A 21,291-nucleotide genomic window follows, 5' to 3' on the forward strand; every position below is an offset into this window, starting at 1 on the left:
ATATAAGCCGCCGCCCCCACATGAACCTGCAAGTGATCCTCAACCTGGCCGTCGCGGCCATCGTGCTGGCCTTCCTCGTCGTGCAGCAGAAACGCCATGCCAGCTTTACCGTTCGGGTGTTCAGCGCGCTGGGTGTGGGCGTGGTGATGGGCGCCGGGCTGCAGGCGCTGTATGGCGCCGGCAGCGACGTGGTCAAGGTGACCGGCCAGTACCTCGATATCGTCGGCAGCGGCTACGTCAAGCTGCTGCAGATGATCGTGATGCCGCTGATTATGGTGTCCATCGTTTCGGCCATCCTCAAGCTGCGCAACGCCAGCTCGCTGGGCAAGATCAGCGCCCTCACCATCGGCACCCTGATGTTGACGACCACCGTGGCGGCGGCGATCGGCATCCTGATGGCCAAGCTGTTCGGCCTCAGCGCAGCCGGCCTGGCATCCAACGCGGCGGAACTGGCGCGCGGCGCCTACCTGGAAGGCAAGCTGGCCGACGCGCAATCGATCTCGCTGCCGAACATGCTGCTTTCCTTCATCCCGAGCAATCCCTTCCTCGACATGACGGGCGCCCGCAAGACATCGACCATTGCAGTGGTGGTGTTCGCGGTGTTTATCGGCATTGCCGCCATCGGCATCGCGGAAAAGAAACCGGAACACTTCACCTCCTTCGACCATGCCGTGCATGTCGCGCACAGCATCGTGATGCGCATGGTGACGCTGGTGCTGCGCCTGACGCCTTACGGCGTGTTCGCACTGATGGCACAGGTGGTATCCAGCTCAAGCTATGCCGACATCCTGAACCTGATCGGCTTTGTGGTGGCCTCTTACTGCGCCCTGCTGCTGATGTTCTGCGTGCACCTGGCAATGGTCAGCGCCAGCGGCCTTAATCCGCTGCGCTACACCAGGAAGATCCTGCCGGTGCTGACCTTCGCCTTCACCTCCCGCACCAGCGCGGGCTCCATTCCGATGAGCGTGCAGACCCAGACCCAGCGCCTGGGCACGCCGGAAGGCATCGCCAACTTTGCCGCCTCGTTTGGCGCCACTATCGGCCAGAACGGCTGCGCAGGCATTTACCCGGCCATGCTGGCGGTGATGATCGCCCCAACGGTTGGCATTGATCCGTTTACCGCATCGTTCCTGGTGCCGCTGCTGGCGATCATCACTATCGGCTCCGTCGGCGTGGCCGGCGTCGGCGGCGGCGCGACCTTCGCCGCGCTGATCGTACTGTCTTCCATGAACCTGCCGGTAGCATTGGCCGGCCTGCTGATTTCGATCGAACCCCTGATCGACATGGGCCGTACGGCGCTGAACGTCAGCGGCTCGATCGCTGCCGGCACCGTCACCAGCCGCGTGATGGGCGAGACCAACATGGCGGCATTTGCCAGCGACCAGGAACTGCAAGTGGACTCCCAATCCGCCGCATGACATATGCTGATCCGCTACGAATTCGAACGCAGCCAACGGCCCAAGCACGATAACTATCGGGGCATTTGAAGTCAGCTTCGAGCCTGCGCTCGTATCCGTTCCTCGCGACGGTTCCGACTACGACTGGCTGTGCGATGACTGGGTCACAGTGCCCCATCTGATCGAAATCGAACATGCGGACGGCCGGGCCACAGTCTCGGCCTGAATGGGAGTCCCAGGAAAAAAAGGCGTCACGTTGTCCGCCCCCTCCAGCCCTTCGCATTCACGGAGCAAGAGATAGTCGACTACTTCATCAAGTCGGCCTTGAACGCGTACACCAGCGTAGAAGAAATCAGAAGCCTAATATCCACTGCGCCCTACCCTTGGGGAAAATTGGTCTCGCTGAACTGGACTGCCCTTGGTTCCGCGCCTGGCGGCACAGAGTTTTGTATGCTGCCCAACGACGGATATGCAATCTCACTTGGACTCCTGGCCCTTAAATGGGCGACGGTAAAGGTCTCTCCTGCCAATTGTTCATGATGGGTTTAGCCGTCATAATGAAGGATTGATGAATTGCGTTGGGAGCAGCATTGAATTACCTGGTTCTTACAGTCTCCGTGGCAGTAGTCGCGGTGTTTGCAGTGCGAGACTTTCGCCGCATGAAACTTCATGACACAAGAAATAACGCGGGGCTGTGCGCGCATTGTGGTTGCAAGCTCACTTCTGGGGAAAGACGCCAGGTCGCCTACAAATACTCGAGAGTTCGCAAAGCGACAAAAGTTGATGTGTGCATGGATTGTTATTCGAAGTCGCTCAGGGCTGGACGCCTTCGATGGATCGTGCTGTTGGTTTTGGCTCTCGTCGTCATTGTCATAGCATTACTCGCGGCGATGCGCTAAGCGGAGACTGGTATGAGCTGCGTGGATCCATCTATGATTATCAAAAGTAGTCAGTTTCTTCTGCGACCCTTTGCTGAAAGTGACGCGTCGTCGTTTGCTGCAGCCATTCGTGAATCTGGTGCTACGGTCGGAAGATGGATGTCTTGGGCCCATGCGGAGTACTCTGAAGCCGAAGCGATGTCGTGGTTTGCAACTTGCGCTACCGAACGCGCAAAAAGCGTCAGCTATGAATTCGGCATCTTCGACGCTGAATCTCAAAGCCTTGTCGGTGGTTGTGGCCTGAACCAGTTCAACGTAGTCAACGGCTTTTGCAACCTCGGATATTGGGTTCGCGAATCCTGGCAACGCAGGGGTGCGGGCATGTTCGCCATCCAATCACTCAAGAGCTTTGCCTTCAGGGATCTCGCACAGGGACGGGTGGAAATCGTTGTAGCCGCAGGAAATTTTGCTAGTCAGGCCCTTGCGGAAAGAGCCGGCGCAACACGAGAATGTTTGTCACGCAATCGATTGAAGTTGCACGGCACATTCACCGGTGCCTACGTCTTTTCGCTTGTACCGGAGCAGTCTTGAATGTCTGCAGAAATTCGTCAATTTGATGTGGTTCGGGTGAACACCATTCGTCCCAACCGCTTTGCTGGCGCCACGGCCGCAATGCATCCGGATGAAGTAGAAGTACTTTCCCTTGAGAGGAAACAGAATGAACCAAACCGTGGGAAGCCAATAGTTAGGCCCGTGGTACGACATTGTCGGCTTCGTCCTGTTTGCCGGAATATTCTTCTATTTCGCGTTTGCCTCATTGCCCCTTCAGCTGGAGCAGCGCCTTCCGGCATTTTTGAAAAACAAGAAGCTGTGTGTGATCGTCGGCCTGTGCGCCGTCGGCCTTGCGATCTATAAGGTTGCAAACATGGAAGATACGGGGGCACCAGTAGCTGCCTCCACCAAGTCGGCATTTATCGGTGAGCCCGAATGGGTCCCGATTTCCGTTGGAAACGATGGAGAAACGCTGTCGATTGATCGCAAGACCCTGGTGAGGAACGGAGATGAAGTCGAGTACTCCGAACAATTGACTTTCAAGAATCGAAGGGATTATCCACCACCTATCGGACCGGTGACTTCCCTGAGATCCCGCTTGCACGTCAACTGCATCGAGCGTAGCAGATTCTCCCCGACCTTCAGCTGACAAAATCCAATGGCACCATTGTCGCCGACGACAAGTCGGCCACGCATCCGAAGGTGCCGTTGTCCACTGACCCGAGCCGGCCGGAATACGTCTCGTCAAGCTACCTCTGCGACAAAAAGAACGTTCTTTAAACCGCTACCCGCGAATTCCCGCAAGGCAACGTGGTCTGACCGCACCAAATTTGGCCTGATTGATTGAAATATTGGTCAGGCCAATATAAGATTAGTGGTGCCGATCAGGCACGCCTATTCAGCCCCACCGGAGCGCACGATGAAAAGAACCATAATGGAGACATTGGCGGCTGCCGTACTCGCCACCGGAATTGCACACGCAGCAGCATTACCTTTGCATGACGCCGTCATCACAGCCACGTACAACGGCTCGCCCGACACCATCGTCGGCCTGGACCACCTGTTCCAGCTTGAACCAGGATCCAACACCACCGCGCTTGATCCATCCGGCACCGGCGTCGAGTTCCTCAGCGCCGACGCAATGTTCGGCTTCGATTTCGACGCCAGCGGCCTGTTGACCGTGATCGCGAACGCCGCCGTTACGCCCGGCAATTACCAGTTCCACTTCGATTTCGGCGATACCCTCGCCGCACCGCTTACCGCCTTCGAACTGCTCGATGGCAGCGGCATCGGCGGCCTGCCCGTCCTGACGCTGGGCGCGAACGGCAAGTCGATCGATATCGACCTGACCGGCACCACCTGGGCGGAATTTGCCAGCATTACTGCGCAACTGGATGCTGCCGCCGTGCCGGAACCTGGCAGCGCCGCACTGATGCTTGGTGGATTTGCCGCGTTTGCGGCAAGCCGCCGCCGTACACGCCGCAGCTAAAGCAGCGCTCTTCCCCTCAAGGAGAATCATATGGAACTCAAAGGTTTCAGGACCGCGCTCGCCCTGCTTGCCGCGCTATCCCTGCCCGCCCACGCGGCCGACGATCCGGCGCGCGCTGTCGCACCGGCAGATGGCTGGGCAAGCCAGGCTGGCGGTACCGCCGCAGGTTCGGCAGCTATCACTGCACAAATCTACAGCGCTGCCAATCGCGCCCAGCTGGTGAACGCGATCAATAACGGCGGCACCAATCCCAAGATCATCAAGATCACCGGCACCATCGACATGACCGAAGGCGTTCCGTACGCGAACACCGGCGACCAGGCCATTCGCGGTGCCATCCGCCTGAAAAGCAATACGACGCTGGTCGGCGCTGGAGCCGGGGCTGGTATCGTCAATGGCCATATCCAGCTTGTCGGCGTTTCGCAGATCATCATCCGCAACCTGAAGATCGTTGCACCCTGCGATGTCGGCCCTGTGTGGGACCCGAACGATGGCGCCAACGGCGCATGGAATTCGGCCTACGACGCAATCGGCGTCTCCGGCTCCGACCATATCTGGATCGATCACAACACCTTCACCGATGTGCCGACGACGGACAACCTGCTGCCGACCGAAAACGGCCAGCTCAAGCAGTGCCATGACGGTGCCGTCGACATCACCAACGCATCCGACTACGTTACGGTCTCGTACAACGTCTTCGGGGAGCATCACAAGAACAACCTGATCGGCTCGAGCGACGGTGCCTCGGCCGACGAAGGCAAGCTGCGCGTCACCTTCAGCAACAACGTATTCCGCAATGTTTCGAGCCGAGCGCCGCGCGTGCGGTATGGCCAGGTCCACCTGTTCAACAACTACTTCACCGGCAGCCGCGACGCCGCGGTGTACGCGAACCTCTACAGCATTGGCGCCGGCTACAACTCGAAGATCCTGTCGCATTCGAATGTATTTGAAATTGCTGGCGCCCAAGGCTGCAGCAGTGTCGTGGTCAATCCGGGCGGCACAGCCACCGGCACCTTCAAGGACGGCGGCTCGCTGCTGAATGGTACGCTGCTTGCCGGCTGCACCATCAATAATAACGTCGCGTGGACGCCGCCTTACACATATAGCGTGCGCCAGGTCTCCCTGGTGAAAGCCAACGCCCTGGCGCAAGCAGGTGCCGGTAAGCTGTCCACCAGCATCAGCGGCACAGGCGACACCAGCGGCACGCCAATCCTTACCCTGGCCTGCCCTTCGAGCGGCCTGTATTTCTGCGATGACTTCCAGTCCGGCACCTCCGCCAATTGGGACTTGCTGCCCGTGGCCGGCCCAAACGGCAGCTTCAGCGTCAAGGCGGAAGCGGTCGGCGCGACGAATATGCTGATGCAATACACCGCCGCCACGACCGGAGGCGTACTGGCCCTGTTGAAGCCAGCTGCGATGGCCAACGTGCCGAACGGCGACTACTTCGTCGAAGCCCGCATCAAGCCTCAAACCAATAGCACGACCGGCAACAAGCAGCTTTACCTGATCACCCGCTATATCAACGCCAGCAACTGGTATGGCGCCGGCCTGAACGTCCAGAACGCGAATACCAGCACCCAGGTCGAAATCGCCAAAATGCTGAACGGCGCACTGTCCCGGCCCAAGCAGGTGCGCAAGCCAATCAATATGGACTCCGTGTTCTACACCGTGCGCTTTGAAATGATCGGCAGCACGCTGACGGTCTATCTCGATGGCGAATCGCTGGGATCAGTGAGCGACACCGCTTTCAGCGCACGCGGGCTGGTTGGACTGTACACCGCCAATAAATCCTTCCAGATCGACGACGTACGGATCGGCGATCCAAACCTGAAGCCCTCGCAACTGACGCTGAACCCCGCCATAAGCAGCTATAACGCGGAAGCGGGCGATGCGCCATTGCAGCTGGCCGTTACCGCCCTCAAACCGGACGGCACGGCCGACAGCTTTAGCGCCAGCTCCAGCAACCCGGCGGTGCTGGCAGCCGGCGTCAGCGGCAACACGCTGGTACTGACGCCGGTTGCTGCCGGCAACGCCACGGTGCGCGTGACCAGCGACAGCGATCCAACGCTGGTGCGGCTGGTCAGTGCCGCCATCGGCGCGCAGTTCGTGCAGCCGACCCAGACTTACGCGCTGGCCGACCGTGCTTCGCCTGCCGCGACCCAAGGAGCAGCCCACATTGATGCCAGCCTGCGCCTGGCATTCGACGGCACGCCGACTCTGGGCAGCAGCGGAACCATTCGCATCTTCCGCAAGATGGACGACGCGCTGGTCGACGTGATCAAACTGTCCGGCGAGAGCGATGAACTGGGCTACCCTGGCCAGGGCACCGTGCGCAAGGTGAATACCAACCCTGTCACCATCAGTGGCAACCTCGTGACGATCAAGCCGCACAGCGGCAAGCTCGCCTACGGCACCGAATACTATGTGGCGATCGCGAATGGGGTGTTCAATGGCACCACGCTGGGCGGCACGCCGTTCGTCGGCATCGGCAAGCTCGGCAACTGGTCCTTCACCACCAGGGCCACGGTACCGTCCGGGCCGGACCTGGCGGTGGGGGCAGATGCGGGCAGCGACTTCGCCACCGTGCAAGGTGCACTCAACTTCCTGATGCGGAATGTGGACCAGGCCTTGCCAGCCACGGTCACGATCCGCAACGGCAGCTACGACGAATTGCTCTTCCTGCGCGGAAAGGACAACGTAACCCTGCGCGGAGAAAGCCGGGACGGTACGGTAATCCAGTATGCCAACTACGACACCCTCAACCCCGGTACCGGCTCCAGCCAGGCGCCCGGCGCGAATGCCGCCGCTGGCGGACGCTCTGTCATGCTGGTGGAAACCTCCGACATGCTGGTGCTCGACACCCTCACCCTGCGCAACACTACCCTGCGTGCGGCCAACATCTCGGCGCAAGCGGAAACGCTCTACTTCAACAACGACAATGGCCGCCTGGTGGCACGCGACGCAGCCTTCTACAGCGAGCAGGACACGCTGAACCTGAAGGGTTGGTCCTGGTTCTACCGCACACTGGTGGCAGGCAATGTCGACTTCATTTGGGGAGGCAGTCGCGCCGCCCTGTTTGAAGAAAGTGAAATCCGCTCGGTTGGCGACACTGCCAGCGCCAGCAGCGGCGGCTACATCCTGCAGGCCCGCGTGCCGAATGCCGCCGACAAAGGCTACGTGTTCCTGAACAGCCGCCTGACGCACGGCCCCGGCCCGGGCCCCGCGCATGGCGACGTGCCAAACGGCGCCACCTACCTGGCGCGCAGCTCCGGCAACGCAAGCGTGTGGGACAACGTCGCCTTCATCAACTGCCAGATGGATAGCCACATAGCCCCTGTCGGCTGGGCCGGCGCAGGCGTGAATGGCCAACCCGCAGCCAACCCGGCGGTTCCCGACGCCTCCAGCGGCTGGCGCGAATACGGCAGCACCGACCTGCTCGGCAATCCACTCAACCTCGCCCCGCGCGTCGGCGGCTACCAGCTCAGCGCCACCGACGTCGCCACCGGCTTCTCCACCCGCGCCCAGGTCTTCGCCGCCTACAACAACGGCGCCGGCTGGAACCCGTAGCAACTCGCACCAGCCGAGCCCGTGTCACACCTTGGGGTCACACCCCAAGGTGTGACACGGGCGCAGCCGTAAATCTTGCTGGCGGGGATTGTGTGCCGCCCTGCCTTCGCATCGCTTACCATAAGCTTTTGGCTATCGACCGAAAGGTATGCGATGGAGCAAAAATGGCCGCAACAGATCTGGCTCGTGCGGCATGGCCAGAGTGCCGGCAACGTGGCGCGCGACGCCGCCACGGCTGCCAATGAGTTCCTGATCGACATTGCCGAGCGCGATGTCGACGTTCCCCTCTCTGAGCTGGGCATGCGCCAGGCCGCCGCGCTGGCGCAATGGTTCGCGGCCCTGCCGCCTGCCCGGCAGCCCAATGTCGTGCTGTACTCCCCTTACCTGCGGGCCCACGCCACCGCGCAAGCCGTACTGCAATGCCTCGGCGCTGAAGATATGCTGGCCGTGGTCTCCGACGAGCGCCTGCGCGAGAAGGAATTCGGCATTACGGACCGGCTCACGCCACTGGGCATCGCGGATAAATACCCCGACCTGGCAGCGCAGCGCAAGCACGTCGGCAAGTTCTACTTCCGTCCACCCGGCGGGGAAAGCTGGTGCGACGTGATCCTGCGCCTGCGCAGTGTGCTCGACACCATCACCCGCGAGTACCGACGCGAGCGCGTGCTGATCATCGGCCACCAGGTCATCGTAAACTGTTTCCGCTACCTGTTCGAACGGCTCGATGAAGAAGCCATCCTCGCCGTCGACCGCGCTGCCGACGTACCCAACTGCGGCGTCACCTCCTACCAATTCGATCCGCAAGCGGGCAAGCGCGGCAAGCTGGTGCTGGAACTGGAAAACTTCGTCGCGCCGCTGAAAGAAAGCGGCACACCAGTCACCGACAAGCCGGACATCCCGGCCGCACCGAAACCATGAGCAACGTTCCGATCGAACTGAATCCTGCCCTGCTGCGCGGCTGGCCTTTGCCGCAGCCCGGCTTCGACGGCGACAAGGAAGCGCGCGGCCACGTGCTGGTGGTTGCCGGCTCGGCGGAAATGCCGGGCGCCGCCATCCTCGCCGGTGAAGCAGCCCTGCGCGCGGGCGCCGGCAAGCTGACCATCGCCACCGCTGCCAGCGTAGCACCGCAAGTGGGTGCAGCCATCCCCGAAGCGCGCGTGATCAGCCTTGGCGAAACGCCGGCACACGGCTTCCAGGCCGACAGTACGCGGCGCCTCGCAGAGCTGGCCGGCAAAGCCGACGCCTTGCTGGTCGGCCCCGGCATGCAAGACGAGGGAAGTTGCGTCGAACTGGTGCAGCACCTGCTGCAGCGCTTCAGCGCCATCCCAATCGTGCTCGACGCCGCCGCCATGTGCGCCGTTCATCCGCGCGGCGAACCGCACTTGCTGGACGAAGCAGTCGATTGGGAGCATTTCCGCTTTCCCACGCCAGTATTGCTGACACCCCACGCCGGCGAACTGGCACGCCTGACAGGCGGGGTGCGCGGAAATATCGAGCAGGAACCGCAAGGCGCAGCGCAAACCGCCGCCGATCGCTGGAATGCCGTCGTTGCGCTGAAAGGCGCCACCACGGTGCTGGCGACGCCGGACGGCAAGCTGTGGCAGCACCAGGGCGGCAACGCCGGCCTGGCCATCTCCGGATCGGGGGATACCCTGGCCGGCATCATCGCCGGGCTGCTGGCTCGCGGCGCTTCACTGGAACAGGCTGCGGCCTGGGGCGTGGTGCTGCATGCAGCAGCAGGCGAACAACTGGCGCTGCGTTGCGGCCCACTGGGCTACCTGGCGCGCGAACTTGCAGCCGAAATACCGGCATTGTTGCGGGTACTGGCTGCCCAATGAAAGGAACTCCAAAATGAACACCATGAGCAAAGCAGGCGCCCTGTTGCTGGGCGCAGCCCTGGCCACCGGCGTCGCCGGTTGCAAAAATCGCACGGAAGACACGTCACCGGCTCCCGTAACAGCAGCAGAAACCGTGCCCCCTGCAGCGTCACCGGCCACGCCGGCCCCGGCACCGGCACCGGTCACGCCAACAACGCCGCCTTCCGACACCACCACACCACCACCCGACACGACGGTGCCGCCAGCTACCGGCGCCACTCCGGGCACAAGCGGAACCAGCGGCACACAAGGCAACACCGGAGCCGGCCAGCCGCCTGCCTACGTGCCTGACAAGACCGACCAGAAGGACATGCAGCGTGACCGCCGTCCAACTTACTGATGCGGAGGCCGAGCCATGCCGACCTTCCGCCACGCTGGCGCCCCCCAACTAGTGGGGCGGCGCCGGCAGACAGTCCAGCCGCAGTCCCCGGCACTTCCACGCCCCCCACCGGCCAGCAACCCGGCCACCAGGAAAATGTCCACTTTCGCTCCTGACCCCAAGGTGGACATTTACTATTTCGCGATCAGGAGCAGCAGGCCGCGGCCGCACACGCCGTACACGTAGTTCTCGCCGCCGATGAGGTCCTCCGCGCCTGGCGTGCGTACCTGGCCGGCGCCTTCGGCCCAGGGGCAGCTATCGGTCACGCGATACCAGCTCTTGCCCGCGCCCGGCCACGGCAGCGTGAAGTTCACGTTGCCGCTCCAGCCGTTGTAGGCGACGTAGATGGCAGAGGCGCTGTCGGCAAACTCACTGCCGTCGATGCGCCAGGCGATAGCGTGGCTATTGCTGTCGTTGAAATAAGCCGCATCGGCCACCGCGCCATCGGGCTTGAACCAGCGCAGTTGTTCCATCACATTGCCGTTGCCGTCCGTCGATGCATAGAAATTCGCAGGACGCAGCGCTGGATGGGCTTTGCGGAAAGCGGCCAGGCCTTTGGTGAAGGCCTGAAAATTGGACTGGTCCGCGCTCCAGCTCCAGTTCTGCCACGTGGCCGGGGAATCAAGGTTGTAGGGATTGTTATTGCAGTTAATGCTGCGCAGTGACTCATCGCCGCCCACCATCATCGGCACCCCGCCCGACAACAGCATCAACGCCATGCCATTGCGCGCCGCCTTGCGCTGCTCGCTCGCCACGCCGCCCTGGTCCCAGCTATTGTTATTGTCTTCGCCGCCATCGCTTGGACCATACGGCCAGGCCTGGCTGTTGTTCTTCATATTGCAGCTGTACAGGTCCTTGAGCGTAAAGCCGTCATGCGCGGTGATGAAGTTCACCGAATGCCATGGCTTACGCCCATCGTCGCCGTACAAATCGCTGGAGCCGGTAAAGCGCGTGGCCAGCGTGCCCGGCGTGATCGCCACCTGCCCCATCTTGTTCTGGTCCTGGCGGATCACGTCGCGGTAGATACCGTTCCATTCCGCCCATCCTGCAGGGAATCCGCCGACCTGGTAGGAGTTGCCGCCGATCGCCCACGGCTCGGCAATGTGGTCAACGCCGCTGCCGCCGCTCGCAGCACGCGCCGGCAATTCCGCCACAATGCGGTTCAGCGCATTGCCGCTATCGGCTTTGTCGAAGTTGTAGCAGCCGCGCTGGCAGGTGTTGCCCAGCACCGATGCAAGGTCGTAGCGGAAGCCATCGACGCCCAGCTTGTCGCGCCAGTAAGCCAGCGAATCGACGATCAGGTTTTGCGCCACCGTATTGCGTGTGTTGTAGTTACCACCTACGCCGGTGTTGTCCCAGGAATTCTGGAAGTCGCTGGTCAGCGAGTAGTAGGTCGGGTTATCCAGCCCGCGCATGCCGTAGATGTTGTAGGTGGTCTTGTCGCCGGCATTCCACTGGCCGCCCTCGCCCGTGTGGTTGTAGACCACGTCGATATAGACCTTGATGCCGTTGTCATGGAAGGCCTTCACCATTTCCTTGAACTCGCGGGTCGGGCCGCCAGCTGTCTTGTCGTAACTGTAGCGGCGATCCGGCGCGAAATAGTTCAGGGTCATGTAGCCCCAGTAGTTGTCGCCCGTATTGGAATTCGGGTCGGCATCATTGGTATCGTTTTGCGTTTCCTGCACCGGCAGGAATTCAACCGCGGTCACGCCAAGGCTTGCCAGGTATGGCGCCTTCATCCCCGCGCCTTTGTAGGTGCCGCGGTAAGCGGCCGTGATACCGCTGTCACTCTTCGTCAGCCCGCGCACATGGGCCTCATACACGATGTCGTCCTTGAAGGCGCGCGTTGGCTTGGTGCCGATCGATTGGCTGTCGCCCTGCAGTACGATGCCTTTCGGCGCGCTGCTGCCGCTGTCGATAGTGCGGTACAGGGCGCCGCTGGCGTAGATCGTGCCATTGCCCATGGTGGCGGTAGTCGGGTCGTGGCTGATCTCCAGCGCATAAGGGTCGGCCAGCAACTTGTTCGGGTTGAAGCGATTGCCGTTGGCGTCAACGTCGGTGATGAAGCCTGCCGACGAACCCTTGGTCCAGGCCGCGTTATAGGGCCAGTTCGCGCCCCAGGCTCGGTAGCCGTAATACACCGTATCGGTGATGCCGTAGCTGGCCAATTGGCTGCTGGTGACGTTCACGCTCCAGATGCCGCCGCTGCCAAGGGTCATCGGCAGGCTGGCCTTTTCCTGCTGCCCGGTGGCGGCGCTGTACAAGTACAGGTCGATGCGGGCGGCACGGCTGGAATAAATCTTGAAGTTGATGCTGGATTTGGCGGCGTCGTAGGCGGCGCCAAGGCTGTTGGCATTGATGGCGGCATGGATGACTGGACTCGCAAGCAAGGCGCAGCCCAGCATCGCCACCCGGAGGGCACGGCGAACTTTCATTAATGTCTCCCTATTCTTAATTTATGTATTTTTGCTACTTGGTAGCGAGCTGATTCTGCTCCGCCGCTGGCGTTTACTCAACTACATTGAGGCCGCAATGATGTAATTGCACTACAAAAGCAAAATCTCCATGCCCCTGTTACACTCGTGCGCCGAGTCCGCGCCATCATGTCCGTCGCCATGCTCACATTCGTCACCGGCACCATCGTCGACTGCGATGGCGGCTGGAAACTGGAAAATGAATGACAGAGAATTCGAATTGAACACTATAGATTTTGCACTGGTCGAACGCTGGCTCACCGGCTGGAGTTTGTCGCGCGGCGTGCCTTTACCACGCCCTTCGGATGGCGGACTTGTTGTTGAAGTCGGGAAGCCGGAACAGCTGCGGCGCCATGTATTTCTCGATGCAGGACAGGCACTGCAGGCTTGCGCCGACCGCATACGCGATCCGCACATCTTCCTCAAAGCGGCCGTCGAGCCTCACGTGCTGCGGCAGGCGTTGCCGGCGCGCTGGAACATCGAAGGCCCCGGCTACCTCATGATGGGGCCCGCGCTGGCACCGGATGCTGTGGCGATGCCCCTGGGGTATCAAGCCCGCTTCGAAGCCCAGCACGGCGCACAGGTGGTTCGAGTGATCCATGAAAGCCAGGAGCTGGCCGCATCGGGGCGCATTGTGCTGCACGGCCGAACCGCCATTTTCGACCAGATCGAAACAGCAGAATCCCATCGGCGCCGCGGCCTTGGCAGTGTCGTCATGCAGTCGCTTGATTCGCTCGCCGCTCAGGCTGGTGTCACCGAACGGCTGCTGGTGGCAACCGAGGATGGGCGTGCACTCTACACTCGTCTCGGCTGGACCGTTATTTCGCCGTGGTCCACGGCAGTGCTGCCAGCGGCTTTGTGCGGGTGAGCCCGCCCCTTCCCGGTGAGCAAATCGCAGGAAAATATTAGCTGTTTGCTCACCATCTGAACAATTTGTTGCTGCCTCAAAAAAATTCCGCTATATTGAACACATGTTCTGTATAACGAAATTCGTTCAACGAATTTGTTGGCAGCTATTCAGCATCAAGAGTCGGTTTATCCGACGCCAACCTGCCTTACCCGGGCAAGGTGGAAGCCATCACGGCGATGCGGCCTATTAACGGCAACGAAGCGGGCGCGACATGGTTTGCTCCGAATCGGGCCAAGCTCTCAGGAGAAACCATGACAACTCATACCTCCCCAGCCCCTTCCCTCGACCTTAGCGCATGGGGCAACCAGTTTCGCATGACCCATACGTTCCACCTTTCGCTGGGAACGAATGAACCCGTTGCAGGCCAGCTCGAATCGACATTGAAAAACTCGAACGCCCAAATCGAGAAGTGGGTGATCTCGCGTCGTGCAGGTTGTTACGATCACTGTATTACCGTCAATGGTATCGGCGACGAATCGGCGCGCGCGTTACGCACCGAACTCGCAAGCCTGAACGGCGAAATCAAGGTGCACGTCGAACACATGCTCCACTTCGATAGCGGCGCGGCGCAGGCATCCCTTAGCGCTGGCATCTCCAGCTGAATCGCCTGCGCTGGGTTCGCTACTTCTCGAGCAGGTCGACGCCCAAGGGCTCCAGGTGCAGCAGGCCCGACCAGCGCTTGCCAGTGAGTACGCCGTTCATCGCACCGTCGATTACCACGTCCTTCGCCTCACCAGTGGTGTTGACGTAGAGCGTCCTGCCATCGACGACACGCGCGTAGACGCCGTCGGGCGTCTTCGGCCCCTGCACAATGCCCAGGCTCTCGTAGAGCTGGCGGTACAACGGTCCCATGAGCTTCGGCTGCGCGGCCGTGGCGACGTAAATGGCACGCCCCTTGCCGAAGCGGTTGACCGTAATCGCCGGCACGTTGCCGTCCGTGTTCGAGAAGCGCGCCAGCACGTCGGCGCTGGACGGCTCCAGCACCTCGTAGGGGCCCAGCTCGGCCTTGACCTCTTCGCCGCCGATGGTCGTCTGCAGCGCGCCCGCATTGTAGAACGCGTTGGTGCGCAGGCCAAACACGTCCGTCAGGCCGCCTGGCAGCGGTGTGTCGAACCACTGGTTGTTGTCATCCACCTTGTCCGATTGCGCCGTCATGATGAGGGTGCCACCGTCGGCGACGAACTTGCGCAGGTTCGTCCTCGATGCGGCGTCCAGCAGATACATGCCCGGCACGATCACCAGCTTGTATCGGCTCAGGTCCTCGTGGCCGACGTGGATGACGGCCACATCGATGTTGTCCTTGAACAGCGGCTCATATGCGCCGTGCGCCTGCTTCATGTAGCCCGGGTTGACGTATGGCCGCACCGTGTTGTTCATGCCTTCCTTCGGCAGGTTGGTGGCGATGATGTTGTCGAACGCGTAGGCGATGGCAACCTTGGACTCCTGCATGCGCGGGAAGCCCAGCTTTTCCAGCTTGGCGAATTCCTTCGCGATGGTAGCGAATTCGTCGAGCTTCCAGGAAGGCCGGTCGTCGTGGTCGATCAGGCCGAACAGCGCCTGTTCCTCGCCGCCGTGGTGGCTGTGCCAGGTCCACGGCATCACTGCCTGCGCGCCCATCAGCAGACCGAAGTGCGCCCACATGCGCGAACGTCCCGGCGTGCCGTAGTAGCCGGGGCCACCCGCAGTAAATTCGTTGAACCAGATCGGCGCCTTCATGCCGGCCCGCATCATGGTCGATTCAAACCCTGCGCTCAGCGGATCGCCCGGGTAGAAGCCCATCGCGCCATAGCTCGCATACTTGCGGTAGTTGGCCAGCATGTCGAAACCCTTGCGCCAGGCGCTGTCCCACAGGTTGGAGATGGCGGGCTTGTCCGGCACGTTCTTCTTGCGCACCGCTTCAAGCAGCTCCAGTACTTCAACGGTCTGGTCCGACCAGAAGCGCCGCATATCAAGGTAGCGCTCATACGGACCAGGGCCTTCGATATACGGCAGGCGCACCTCATTCCAGGTGTTCAGGTGACGCGACCAGCGCTGCGTGGCCCACGCCTTGTTCAAGGCTGCGACGGTGCCGTATTTGCGCTTGAGCCAGACGATGAAGCGCTGGCGATCGGCCTCCGAGTACGACACCATGCCGTTGCCGATCTCGTTGTTGTAGCCGATGGCGAACAGCGCCGGATGCTTGGCGTAGCGTTTCGTCATGGTATCGGCCAGGCGCACCAGCAGCCGCCGGTAGCCCGGATCGCTGGTGTCGTCCATGTAGCGTTCGACGGGATCGAGTCGCGCGCCGCGCTGGTCGATGATGTCGACGCCCGGGTACTTGTTGTGCAGCCACACCGGCGCGGGCTGGCCCGGGATGTCCATGATGACTTTCAGGCCGGCAGCATGCATCCGGTCCATGACCCAGTCGAAGAACCGGAAGTCGAACTTCCCTTCGGCCGGCTCGAAAGCGTCCCACGCCAGGTCGCCCATGCGAACGACCTTGAAGCCTGCCCGCTTCATGCGCGCGATGTCGCGCTCGATCTGATCGCGGCCGCTGCGATCGAAGGGCTGGTAGTTGGTGCCGACGAAGAGCTGGCCGGCGCCGGGCCAGCCAGGATGGTTTTCGACACTCTGGGCCCGGCCCGGGGAGCCGAGCATCGCAAGCGCCAGCGAGCTGGCAAGAATCGTTGTTCCAAGGGCCGTTCGCAATATCATCGTGTTTGTTGGGTTCGTTGTTTGTCCGGTACTCCCGTGCCCTGTCCATTCTTGCCACGTCGGCACCGAGTTTCAGGCGACGTGGCTCAATTTACAAGGGGGACAAAGACGGAGCAATTGCGAAAATAGCCAACATGCAAAATGATATTTGCCAATGGGCTCAAACATAAAAAAAGCCGGCGCAAGCGCCGGCTTTTCGGTCCATCCCGGAAGGATTAGAACTTGTAGTTGTACGCCACGCCAACCAGCGACATATGGGTCTTCCAGGTGCCGATGGTGGTTTCGCCGTTGCCGGTGCAGGTGCCAGGACCAGCCAGGGTGCTGCACTGGTTGGTGTAGTTGCTCGATGCGTCGTCGAACTTCAGGTAGCTGTAAGCCAGGTCGATCGACGAGTTGGCCGATACTTTCCAGTTGGCGCCGAAGGAGACCTGTTTGCGATCCGAATCAGGCAGTGCCGAGTGGCGCAGCGTTTGCGAGCGCACTGGGGACTCGTCGATCGCCACACCGGCGCGCAGCAGCCAGGCGTCGTTCAGCTTGTAGTTCATGCCCAGCGAGCCGCGTACGGTGTTTTTCCACTGCTGGCGAATCACTTCGTCGCCTTCGGTGGTGCCTACGAACTGGATGTGCAGGTCGTCCATGCGGGAGTGGCGCGACCAGGTCAGGTCAGCCATCAGGGCCAGCTTGTCGTCCACCTGGGTGAACACGTTGGCCGACAGGGTTTCCGGGGTCTTGATGTCGACCAGCGCTGGCGAGTTAGACTTGCGCGAGGAAGCTTGCAGCACGGCGTTCACCTTGGCATCGGTGGTCACGGTGGAGAAGTCCCATACCGCGTCACCCTTCAGCTTGTGGTGGATCGACGAACGGTAGGCCAGGCCGAAACGGGTGTCTTTGTTCAGGTTGAACATATAGCCCAGGTTGAAGCCTACGCCCCAATCCTTGCCGTCCATCGTGGCGTGACCGTCTTTGGCAGCTCCCAGGGCCGCCGGGTTGCCGCCGGCAGCGACGATCGCTTGCAGCAGTGCAGCGCGGCGCGCAGCAATCGCAGGGTTCGCAGCGTTAGCGCCCAGGAACATGATGGAACCAGGCACGTCAACGCCCTGGCCCAGCTCGGCTTTCATGAACTCGGCATCGATACCGAAACCGAAGGAGTGGGTCTCGTTCAGCTTGAAGGAAACGGATGGGTTCAGGGTAACCGACTTCAGGTCGATGTTGGTCAGCGCGTAACGGCCGGCCCAGTTGTTGTCATAGTCCAGCTTCGCGCCGTAAGGAACGAAGGTACCGAGGCCAACGGCCCACTGGTCGTTCAGCTTATGCGAGATGTACAGCGAAGGAGCTGCCACCGCGTTCGGGGCATAATCATCCTGGTGTGCCAGGCCGCCGGTGGAGCCGACGTTGCCGAAGCGCTTCGAACCTTTGTCGTCGTAGGTCGAGTGTGGTACGACGGCGGTGACGCCGCCGGAGAACTGGGTGCCCTCCAGACGGGACAGGCCGGCTGGATTGGCGAAAATGGTGGAAGCATCGGCGGCTTCAGCGGTGTTGGAGTCCGCGGTGCCTTGGCCGGACACGGACTGGGAACCGAAGCGGTAACCGGATGCGTTTGCGTTCATTGCGGCGGCCGACAGGGCTGCGGCAACCATCAGGGAGAGGTATTTTGGGTTCAAGGTAGGTCTCGGCTTGTTCGTTATTGATATAGATACAACCTTGCGCGATTATAAAATGCGAAAGGGCATCGAAGTCTACACCAAAACCGTACGACGGTGCTTTTTGATTGAAAATAGTTTAATAAAGTAGGGCCCGAAGGCCCTATTTCCAACGAAACGCCGGATTCAGGCAGTAAGCTGCTGTCGCTTTCCGGTTACAAGCCGGAACAGCTTCATTACCAGGCGGAAAGCCAGGCGCACGAACACCAGGGCCAGGATTGCCTCCATCAGCGTCATCAGGAAGGCCATTGCGGCGCCCCAACGCGCATCGCGGCGCTGGAATTTGGCCAGCATGCGGTCCTTGGCAATTTCGATACTGTCGTAGAAGGTCGGCACGACCAGCAGCGTCAGCAGCGTGGAGGTAATGGTGCCGCCGATGATGGCAATGGCCAGCGGGCGATAGAATTCGCCGCCGTCGCCCATGCCGATGGCCACCGGCAGCATGCCGGCGATCAGGGCGAAGGTAGTCATCAGGATCGGGCGCAGGCGCAGGCGGCCGGCCTGCATCAGTGCCTCTTCGCGCTGCATGCCCTCCGCTTCCAGCTTGCGCGCCGCGTCCAGCAGCAGGATGGCGTTCTTGGCAACCAGGCCCATCAGCATAATGATGCCGATAAAGCTCATCAGGTTAAGTGTGTCGTCGAACACCAGCAAACCCGCCACCACGCCGATCAGCGACAAGGGCAGCGACAGCATCACCGCACCGGGCGCCGTGAAGGAACCGAACTGCATCACCAGCACCAGGTACATCAGTCCGATGCCGGACACCAGCGCTATCGTCATGCTGGTGAACAGTTCGGCCTGGCGCTTGCCGGCGCCGCCTACAGCCTGGCCGAAACCGGGTGGGTAATCCATGCCAGCGGCCAGTTTGCGCGCGTCGGCAATCACGTCGCCCTGCGAGCGCCCTTCCACATTGGCCGACACCGACACCGTGCGCATGCCGTTCTTGTGCAGGATCGAGGCCGGCCCCTTGCCCATGGTGATGCGGGCGATCTGGTCCAGCGGGACCATCTGGCTGGTGCCCGATACCGTGATCGGCAGCCGTTCGATGTTGTGCAGGCTGACACGGTCGTCCGGGTGCAGGCGTACCGCCACGTCGCGCGCTTCGCCGGTCGGATCGATCCAGTCCCCCACTTCGATACCGGCAAAGGCGACGCGCAGGGCGCTGGCGGCATCGCCGGCCGAAATGCCCATGGAATTGGCCAGCCCGCGGTTCAGTTCAATTTGCAGCTCGTCTTTCGGATCCTGCTCGGACAGGCCGACGTCGACTGCGCCAGGCACCTGGCGCAGCTTGTCCATGAAGGCATTGGTAATTTCCATCAGCCTGCGCGAGTCCGGCCCAACGAAGTCGATCTGCACCGGCTTGGCGGCGTTGTTGGAGAAATCATCCAGTACCACGAATTCGCCGCCAACCATGCCGGCCAGCTTGCGGCGCAGTTCCGAGCCGATCTCGGTGGCATTGCGCTTGCGCTCGCTGCGTTTGCCGATGTCGACGAAGATGTTGCCGCTGGCCAGGTTGATATTGGTGCTGGTGGCCTTCACTTCCTTCAACGTATGGGCGACCTGGGCGGCGCGCTCGATCTTGCGGCGCGTGTAATCCAGGCTGGACGAGGATGGCGTGCGCACCTCGACCATGAGGAAGCCGTTGTCGGCTTTGGGCTGCATGCTGGTGCCGCCAAATGTCATTTGCAAGGCGATGGCGGAGGCAAAGCTGGCGAAGGCAATCACTGCCATCCAGCGCCGATGGTGCAGCGCCCATTCGATCACTTTGCCATAGCGGTCGGCCTGCTGGTCGAACCAGTGGTTGAAACGGTCCAGCGCCTTGCCGATGCCCCGCTTCGGCGCGCTGTGGTGGTCCGGCGGATCGCCCCAGAAAGCCGACAGCATCGGGTCCAGCGTGAACGAAATGAACAGCGACACGGCGACCGAGCAGGTGACGGTCAGGGCAAACGGACGGAACCATTCGCCCGGAATGCCAGGCATGAAGGCGACCGGGATGAACACCGCCATGATGGAAAAGGTGGTGGCGGCCACTGCCAGGCCGATTTCAGCCGTACCTTCCAGTGCGGCCGTGCGCCGGTCTTTGCCCAGCTGCATATGGCGCACGATATTTTCGCGCACCACGATGGCATCGTCGATCAGTACGCCGATCGCCAGCGACAGTCCAAGCAGGGTCATGAAATTCAAGGTGAAGCCGCACAGCCAGACTGCGATAAAGGCGGCGATCACCGACGTCGGCAACGACAATGCGGTGATCAGGGTCGAACGCCAGGAATTCAGGAAGGCGTACACCACGAAAATGGTCAGGCCGGCGCCCAGCACCAGGGCTTCGATGACATTGTTCAGCGAGTTTTGTGCAAATTCGCCGCCATCCTCGGTGATTTCCAGTTTGGTGCCGTCGCTGAACTCCTTGTTGACTTCGTCCACCAGCTGGCGCACCGCCTTGGCTACGCTTACAGTGGAGGCGTCGCGCGAACGCACGATATTCAGGCCCACGTCAGGCTTGCCGCTGCGCTGGCTCAGGTCATTACGCTCGGCAAAACCATCTTCGATCGTGGCCAATTGCCCCAGGCGGATCAACTCGTCGCCGCGGCGTTTGACCACCACATCCTTGAATTCTTCCGGACGTTCGATGCGTCCCACCAGGCGGATCGCCTTCTCGTCGAGCGTGCCGCGCACCTTGCCCACCGGCGCATTGGCATTCTGCATGCGCAGCGCCTGCGCCACCTCCACCACCGAGACGCTGTATTCGCGCAGCTTGTCCGCATGCAGCAGCACCGACAGTTCGCGCCGCATGGCGCCATTGACGCTGACCGCTGCTACGCCGTCGACGCCGCGGAAGCGGTCGGCCAGTTTATCTTCGGCCAGGCGCGAAATGGCGGCATGCGACAGCACGGGCGAGGACAGCGACAGGTAGACGATAGGCTGCGCCGCCATGTCGCGCTTGACGATTTGCGGTTCGCGCATTTCGGTCGGCAGCTTGTAGCGCACCGCCGCGATGGCATTGCGCACTTCGTCCGAGGCTTCGATCATGTTCTTGTCGAAGCTGAAAATCAGGCGGAAGCTGGCCACCCCTTCGCGCGCGGTGCTGTAGGTATCGGTGACGCCGGCAATCGACTGCAGCTGCTTTTCCAGGCGGTTGACGATTTCGCGCTCCACCGTTTCCGGCGACGCCCCCGGATAAGGGACGGTCACGTTCAGCACCGGCTCTTCGACATCGGGCCGCTCATTGACCTTCAGCTTGGACAGCGCCAGCAGTCCCATCGCCATCATCGAGATGATCAGCACGATCATCGCAACCGGGCGTTTGACACTAAAGTTGGATAAGAACATTGATTAACTTTTTGTTAATTTATGAAGTATTAAAAAAGGGCCCG

14 protein-coding genes and 1 riboswitch are annotated in these 21,291 nt (G+C 61.4%); of the genes, 10 read left to right on the top strand and 4 right to left on the bottom strand.

The genetic code is table 11. The annotated features are described in order from the left end of the window. The first annotated feature begins 20 nt into the window (after positions 1–20). The 8 genes from ASE26_RS08590 to ASE26_RS08625 all read left to right on the top strand — a co-directional run bounded on the left by ASE26_RS08590 (position 21) and on the right by ASE26_RS08625 (position 10,100). Positions 21–1,418, top strand: coding sequence for an L-cystine transporter (locus tag ASE26_RS08590; RefSeq protein WP_055935237.1), 1,398 nt, complete (start codon positions 21–23; stop codon positions 1,416–1,418). Between the two features lie 911 nt (positions 1,419–2,329). Continuing rightward, positions 2,330–2,866 (top strand): GNAT family N-acetyltransferase, encoded by a 537-nt coding sequence (locus tag ASE26_RS08595; RefSeq protein ID WP_057246070.1) that lies wholly within the window; start codon positions 2,330–2,332, stop codon positions 2,864–2,866. A 262-nt stretch (positions 2,867–3,128) separates the two neighbouring features. Continuing rightward, positions 3,129–3,476, top strand: a complete 348-nt coding sequence (locus ASE26_RS08600) for a hypothetical protein (RefSeq protein ID WP_156409905.1) — start codon at positions 3,129–3,131, stop codon at positions 3,474–3,476. Between the two features lie 270 nt (positions 3,477–3,746). Continuing rightward, on the top strand, positions 3,747–4,316 hold the full coding sequence (locus ASE26_RS08605; protein ID WP_082591316.1) for a PEP-CTERM sorting domain-containing protein: 570 nt from the start codon (positions 3,747–3,749) through the stop codon (positions 4,314–4,316). Between the two features lie 30 nt (positions 4,317–4,346). Further along, positions 4,347–7,883 carry a pectinesterase family protein gene (locus ASE26_RS08610; protein ID WP_057246030.1) on the top strand — a complete coding sequence of 1,179 codons (3,537 nt, stop codon included), beginning with the start codon at positions 4,347–4,349 and terminating at the stop codon, positions 7,881–7,883. Positions 7,884–8,036: 153 nt separating this feature from the next. Next, positions 8,037–8,801, top strand: a complete 765-nt coding sequence (locus tag ASE26_RS08615; RefSeq protein ID WP_055935244.1) for a histidine phosphatase family protein — start codon at positions 8,037–8,039, stop codon at positions 8,799–8,801. Then, complete coding sequence (locus tag ASE26_RS08620; protein WP_057246032.1) at positions 8,798–9,721, top strand: NAD(P)H-hydrate dehydratase; 924 nt, start codon at positions 8,798–8,800, stop codon at positions 9,719–9,721. The genes ASE26_RS08615 and ASE26_RS08620 overlap by 4 nt, the downstream gene beginning before the upstream one ends. A 13-nt stretch (positions 9,722–9,734) precedes the next feature. Next, on the top strand, positions 9,735–10,100 hold the full coding sequence (locus tag ASE26_RS08625; protein ID WP_055935248.1) for a hypothetical protein: 366 nt from the start codon (positions 9,735–9,737) through the stop codon (positions 10,098–10,100). A gap of 173 nt (positions 10,101–10,273) precedes the next feature. Here the strand turns inward: ASE26_RS08625 and ASE26_RS08630 are convergent, their stop codons facing one another. Next, complete coding sequence (locus tag ASE26_RS08630) at positions 10,274–12,574, bottom strand: isoamylase (protein WP_057246034.1); 2,301 nt, start codon at positions 12,572–12,574, stop codon at positions 10,274–10,276. Positions 12,575–12,812: 238 nt separating this feature from the next. Between ASE26_RS08630 and ASE26_RS08635 the strand changes: the two genes are divergently transcribed. Together ASE26_RS08635 and ASE26_RS08640 are read left to right on the top strand one after the other, a co-directional pair. Continuing rightward, on the top strand, positions 12,813–13,481 hold the full coding sequence (locus tag ASE26_RS08635; protein ID WP_055935252.1) for a GNAT family N-acetyltransferase: 669 nt from the start codon (positions 12,813–12,815) through the stop codon (positions 13,479–13,481). 147 nt (positions 13,482–13,628) lie between these two features. Beyond that, positions 13,629–13,733, top strand: a riboswitch (SAM-I-IV-variant riboswitch). Positions 13,734–13,774: 41 nt separating this feature from the next. Continuing rightward, on the top strand, positions 13,775–14,125 hold the full coding sequence (locus ASE26_RS08640) for a hypothetical protein (protein ID WP_156398137.1): 351 nt from the start codon (positions 13,775–13,777) through the stop codon (positions 14,123–14,125). Positions 14,126–14,144: 19 nt separating this feature from the next. Here ASE26_RS08640 and ASE26_RS08645 read toward each other — a convergent pair whose 3' ends face one another. The 3 genes from ASE26_RS08645 to ASE26_RS08655 all read right to left on the bottom strand — a co-directional run bounded on the left by ASE26_RS08645 (position 14,145) and on the right by ASE26_RS08655 (position 21,247). Further along, positions 14,145–16,160 carry a beta-galactosidase gene (locus ASE26_RS08645; protein ID WP_229207253.1) on the bottom strand — a complete coding sequence of 672 codons (2,016 nt, stop codon included), beginning with the start codon at positions 16,158–16,160 and terminating at the stop codon, positions 14,145–14,147. A gap of 272 nt (positions 16,161–16,432) precedes the next feature. After that, on the bottom strand, positions 16,433–17,878 hold the full coding sequence (locus ASE26_RS08650) for an OmpP1/FadL family transporter (RefSeq protein ID WP_156398138.1): 1,446 nt from the start codon (positions 17,876–17,878) through the stop codon (positions 16,433–16,435). A gap of 165 nt (positions 17,879–18,043) precedes the next feature. Continuing rightward, positions 18,044–21,247 (bottom strand): efflux RND transporter permease subunit, encoded by a 3,204-nt coding sequence (locus ASE26_RS08655; RefSeq protein ID WP_055935260.1) that lies wholly within the window; start codon positions 21,245–21,247, stop codon positions 18,044–18,046. Between the last annotated feature and the right edge of the window lie 44 nt (positions 21,248–21,291).

The sequence above is a fragment of the Duganella sp. Root198D2 genome (assembly GCF_001428585.1).
Taxonomy (GTDB): Bacteria; Pseudomonadota; Gammaproteobacteria; order Burkholderiales; family Burkholderiaceae_D; genus Rugamonas.

Excerpts from the sequence above, each read along its gene's own strand:
- ASE26_RS08610 (WP_057246030.1), top strand. The coding sequence starts at position 4,347 with ATGGAACTCAAAGGTTTCAGGACCGCGCTCGCCCTGCTTGCCGCGCTA.
- ASE26_RS08615 (WP_055935244.1), top strand. The coding sequence starts at position 8,037 with ATGGAGCAAAAATGGCCGCAACAGATCTGGCTCGTGCGGCATGGCCAG.
- ASE26_RS08645 (WP_229207253.1), bottom strand. The coding sequence starts at position 16,160 with ATGCTCGGCTCCCCGGGCCGGGCCCAGAGTGTCGAAAACCATCCTGGC.
- ASE26_RS08605 (WP_082591316.1), top strand. The coding sequence starts at position 3,747 with ATGAAAAGAACCATAATGGAGACATTGGCGGCTGCCGTACTCGCCACC.
- ASE26_RS08635 (WP_055935252.1), top strand. The coding sequence starts at position 12,813 with ATGAATGACAGAGAATTCGAATTGAACACTATAGATTTTGCACTGGTC.
- ASE26_RS08590 (WP_055935237.1), top strand. The coding sequence starts at position 21 with ATGAACCTGCAAGTGATCCTCAACCTGGCCGTCGCGGCCATCGTGCTG.
- ASE26_RS08620 (WP_057246032.1), top strand. The coding sequence starts at position 8,798 with ATGAGCAACGTTCCGATCGAACTGAATCCTGCCCTGCTGCGCGGCTGG.
- ASE26_RS08630 (WP_057246034.1), bottom strand. The coding sequence starts at position 12,574 with ATGAAAGTTCGCCGTGCCCTCCGGGTGGCGATGCTGGGCTGCGCCTTG.
- ASE26_RS08625 (WP_055935248.1), top strand. The coding sequence starts at position 9,735 with ATGAACACCATGAGCAAAGCAGGCGCCCTGTTGCTGGGCGCAGCCCTG.
- ASE26_RS08640 (WP_156398137.1), top strand. The coding sequence starts at position 13,775 with ATGACAACTCATACCTCCCCAGCCCCTTCCCTCGACCTTAGCGCATGG.
- ASE26_RS08595 (WP_057246070.1), top strand. The coding sequence starts at position 2,330 with ATGATTATCAAAAGTAGTCAGTTTCTTCTGCGACCCTTTGCTGAAAGT.
- ASE26_RS08655 (WP_055935260.1), bottom strand. The coding sequence starts at position 21,247 with ATGTTCTTATCCAACTTTAGTGTCAAACGCCCGGTTGCGATGATCGTG.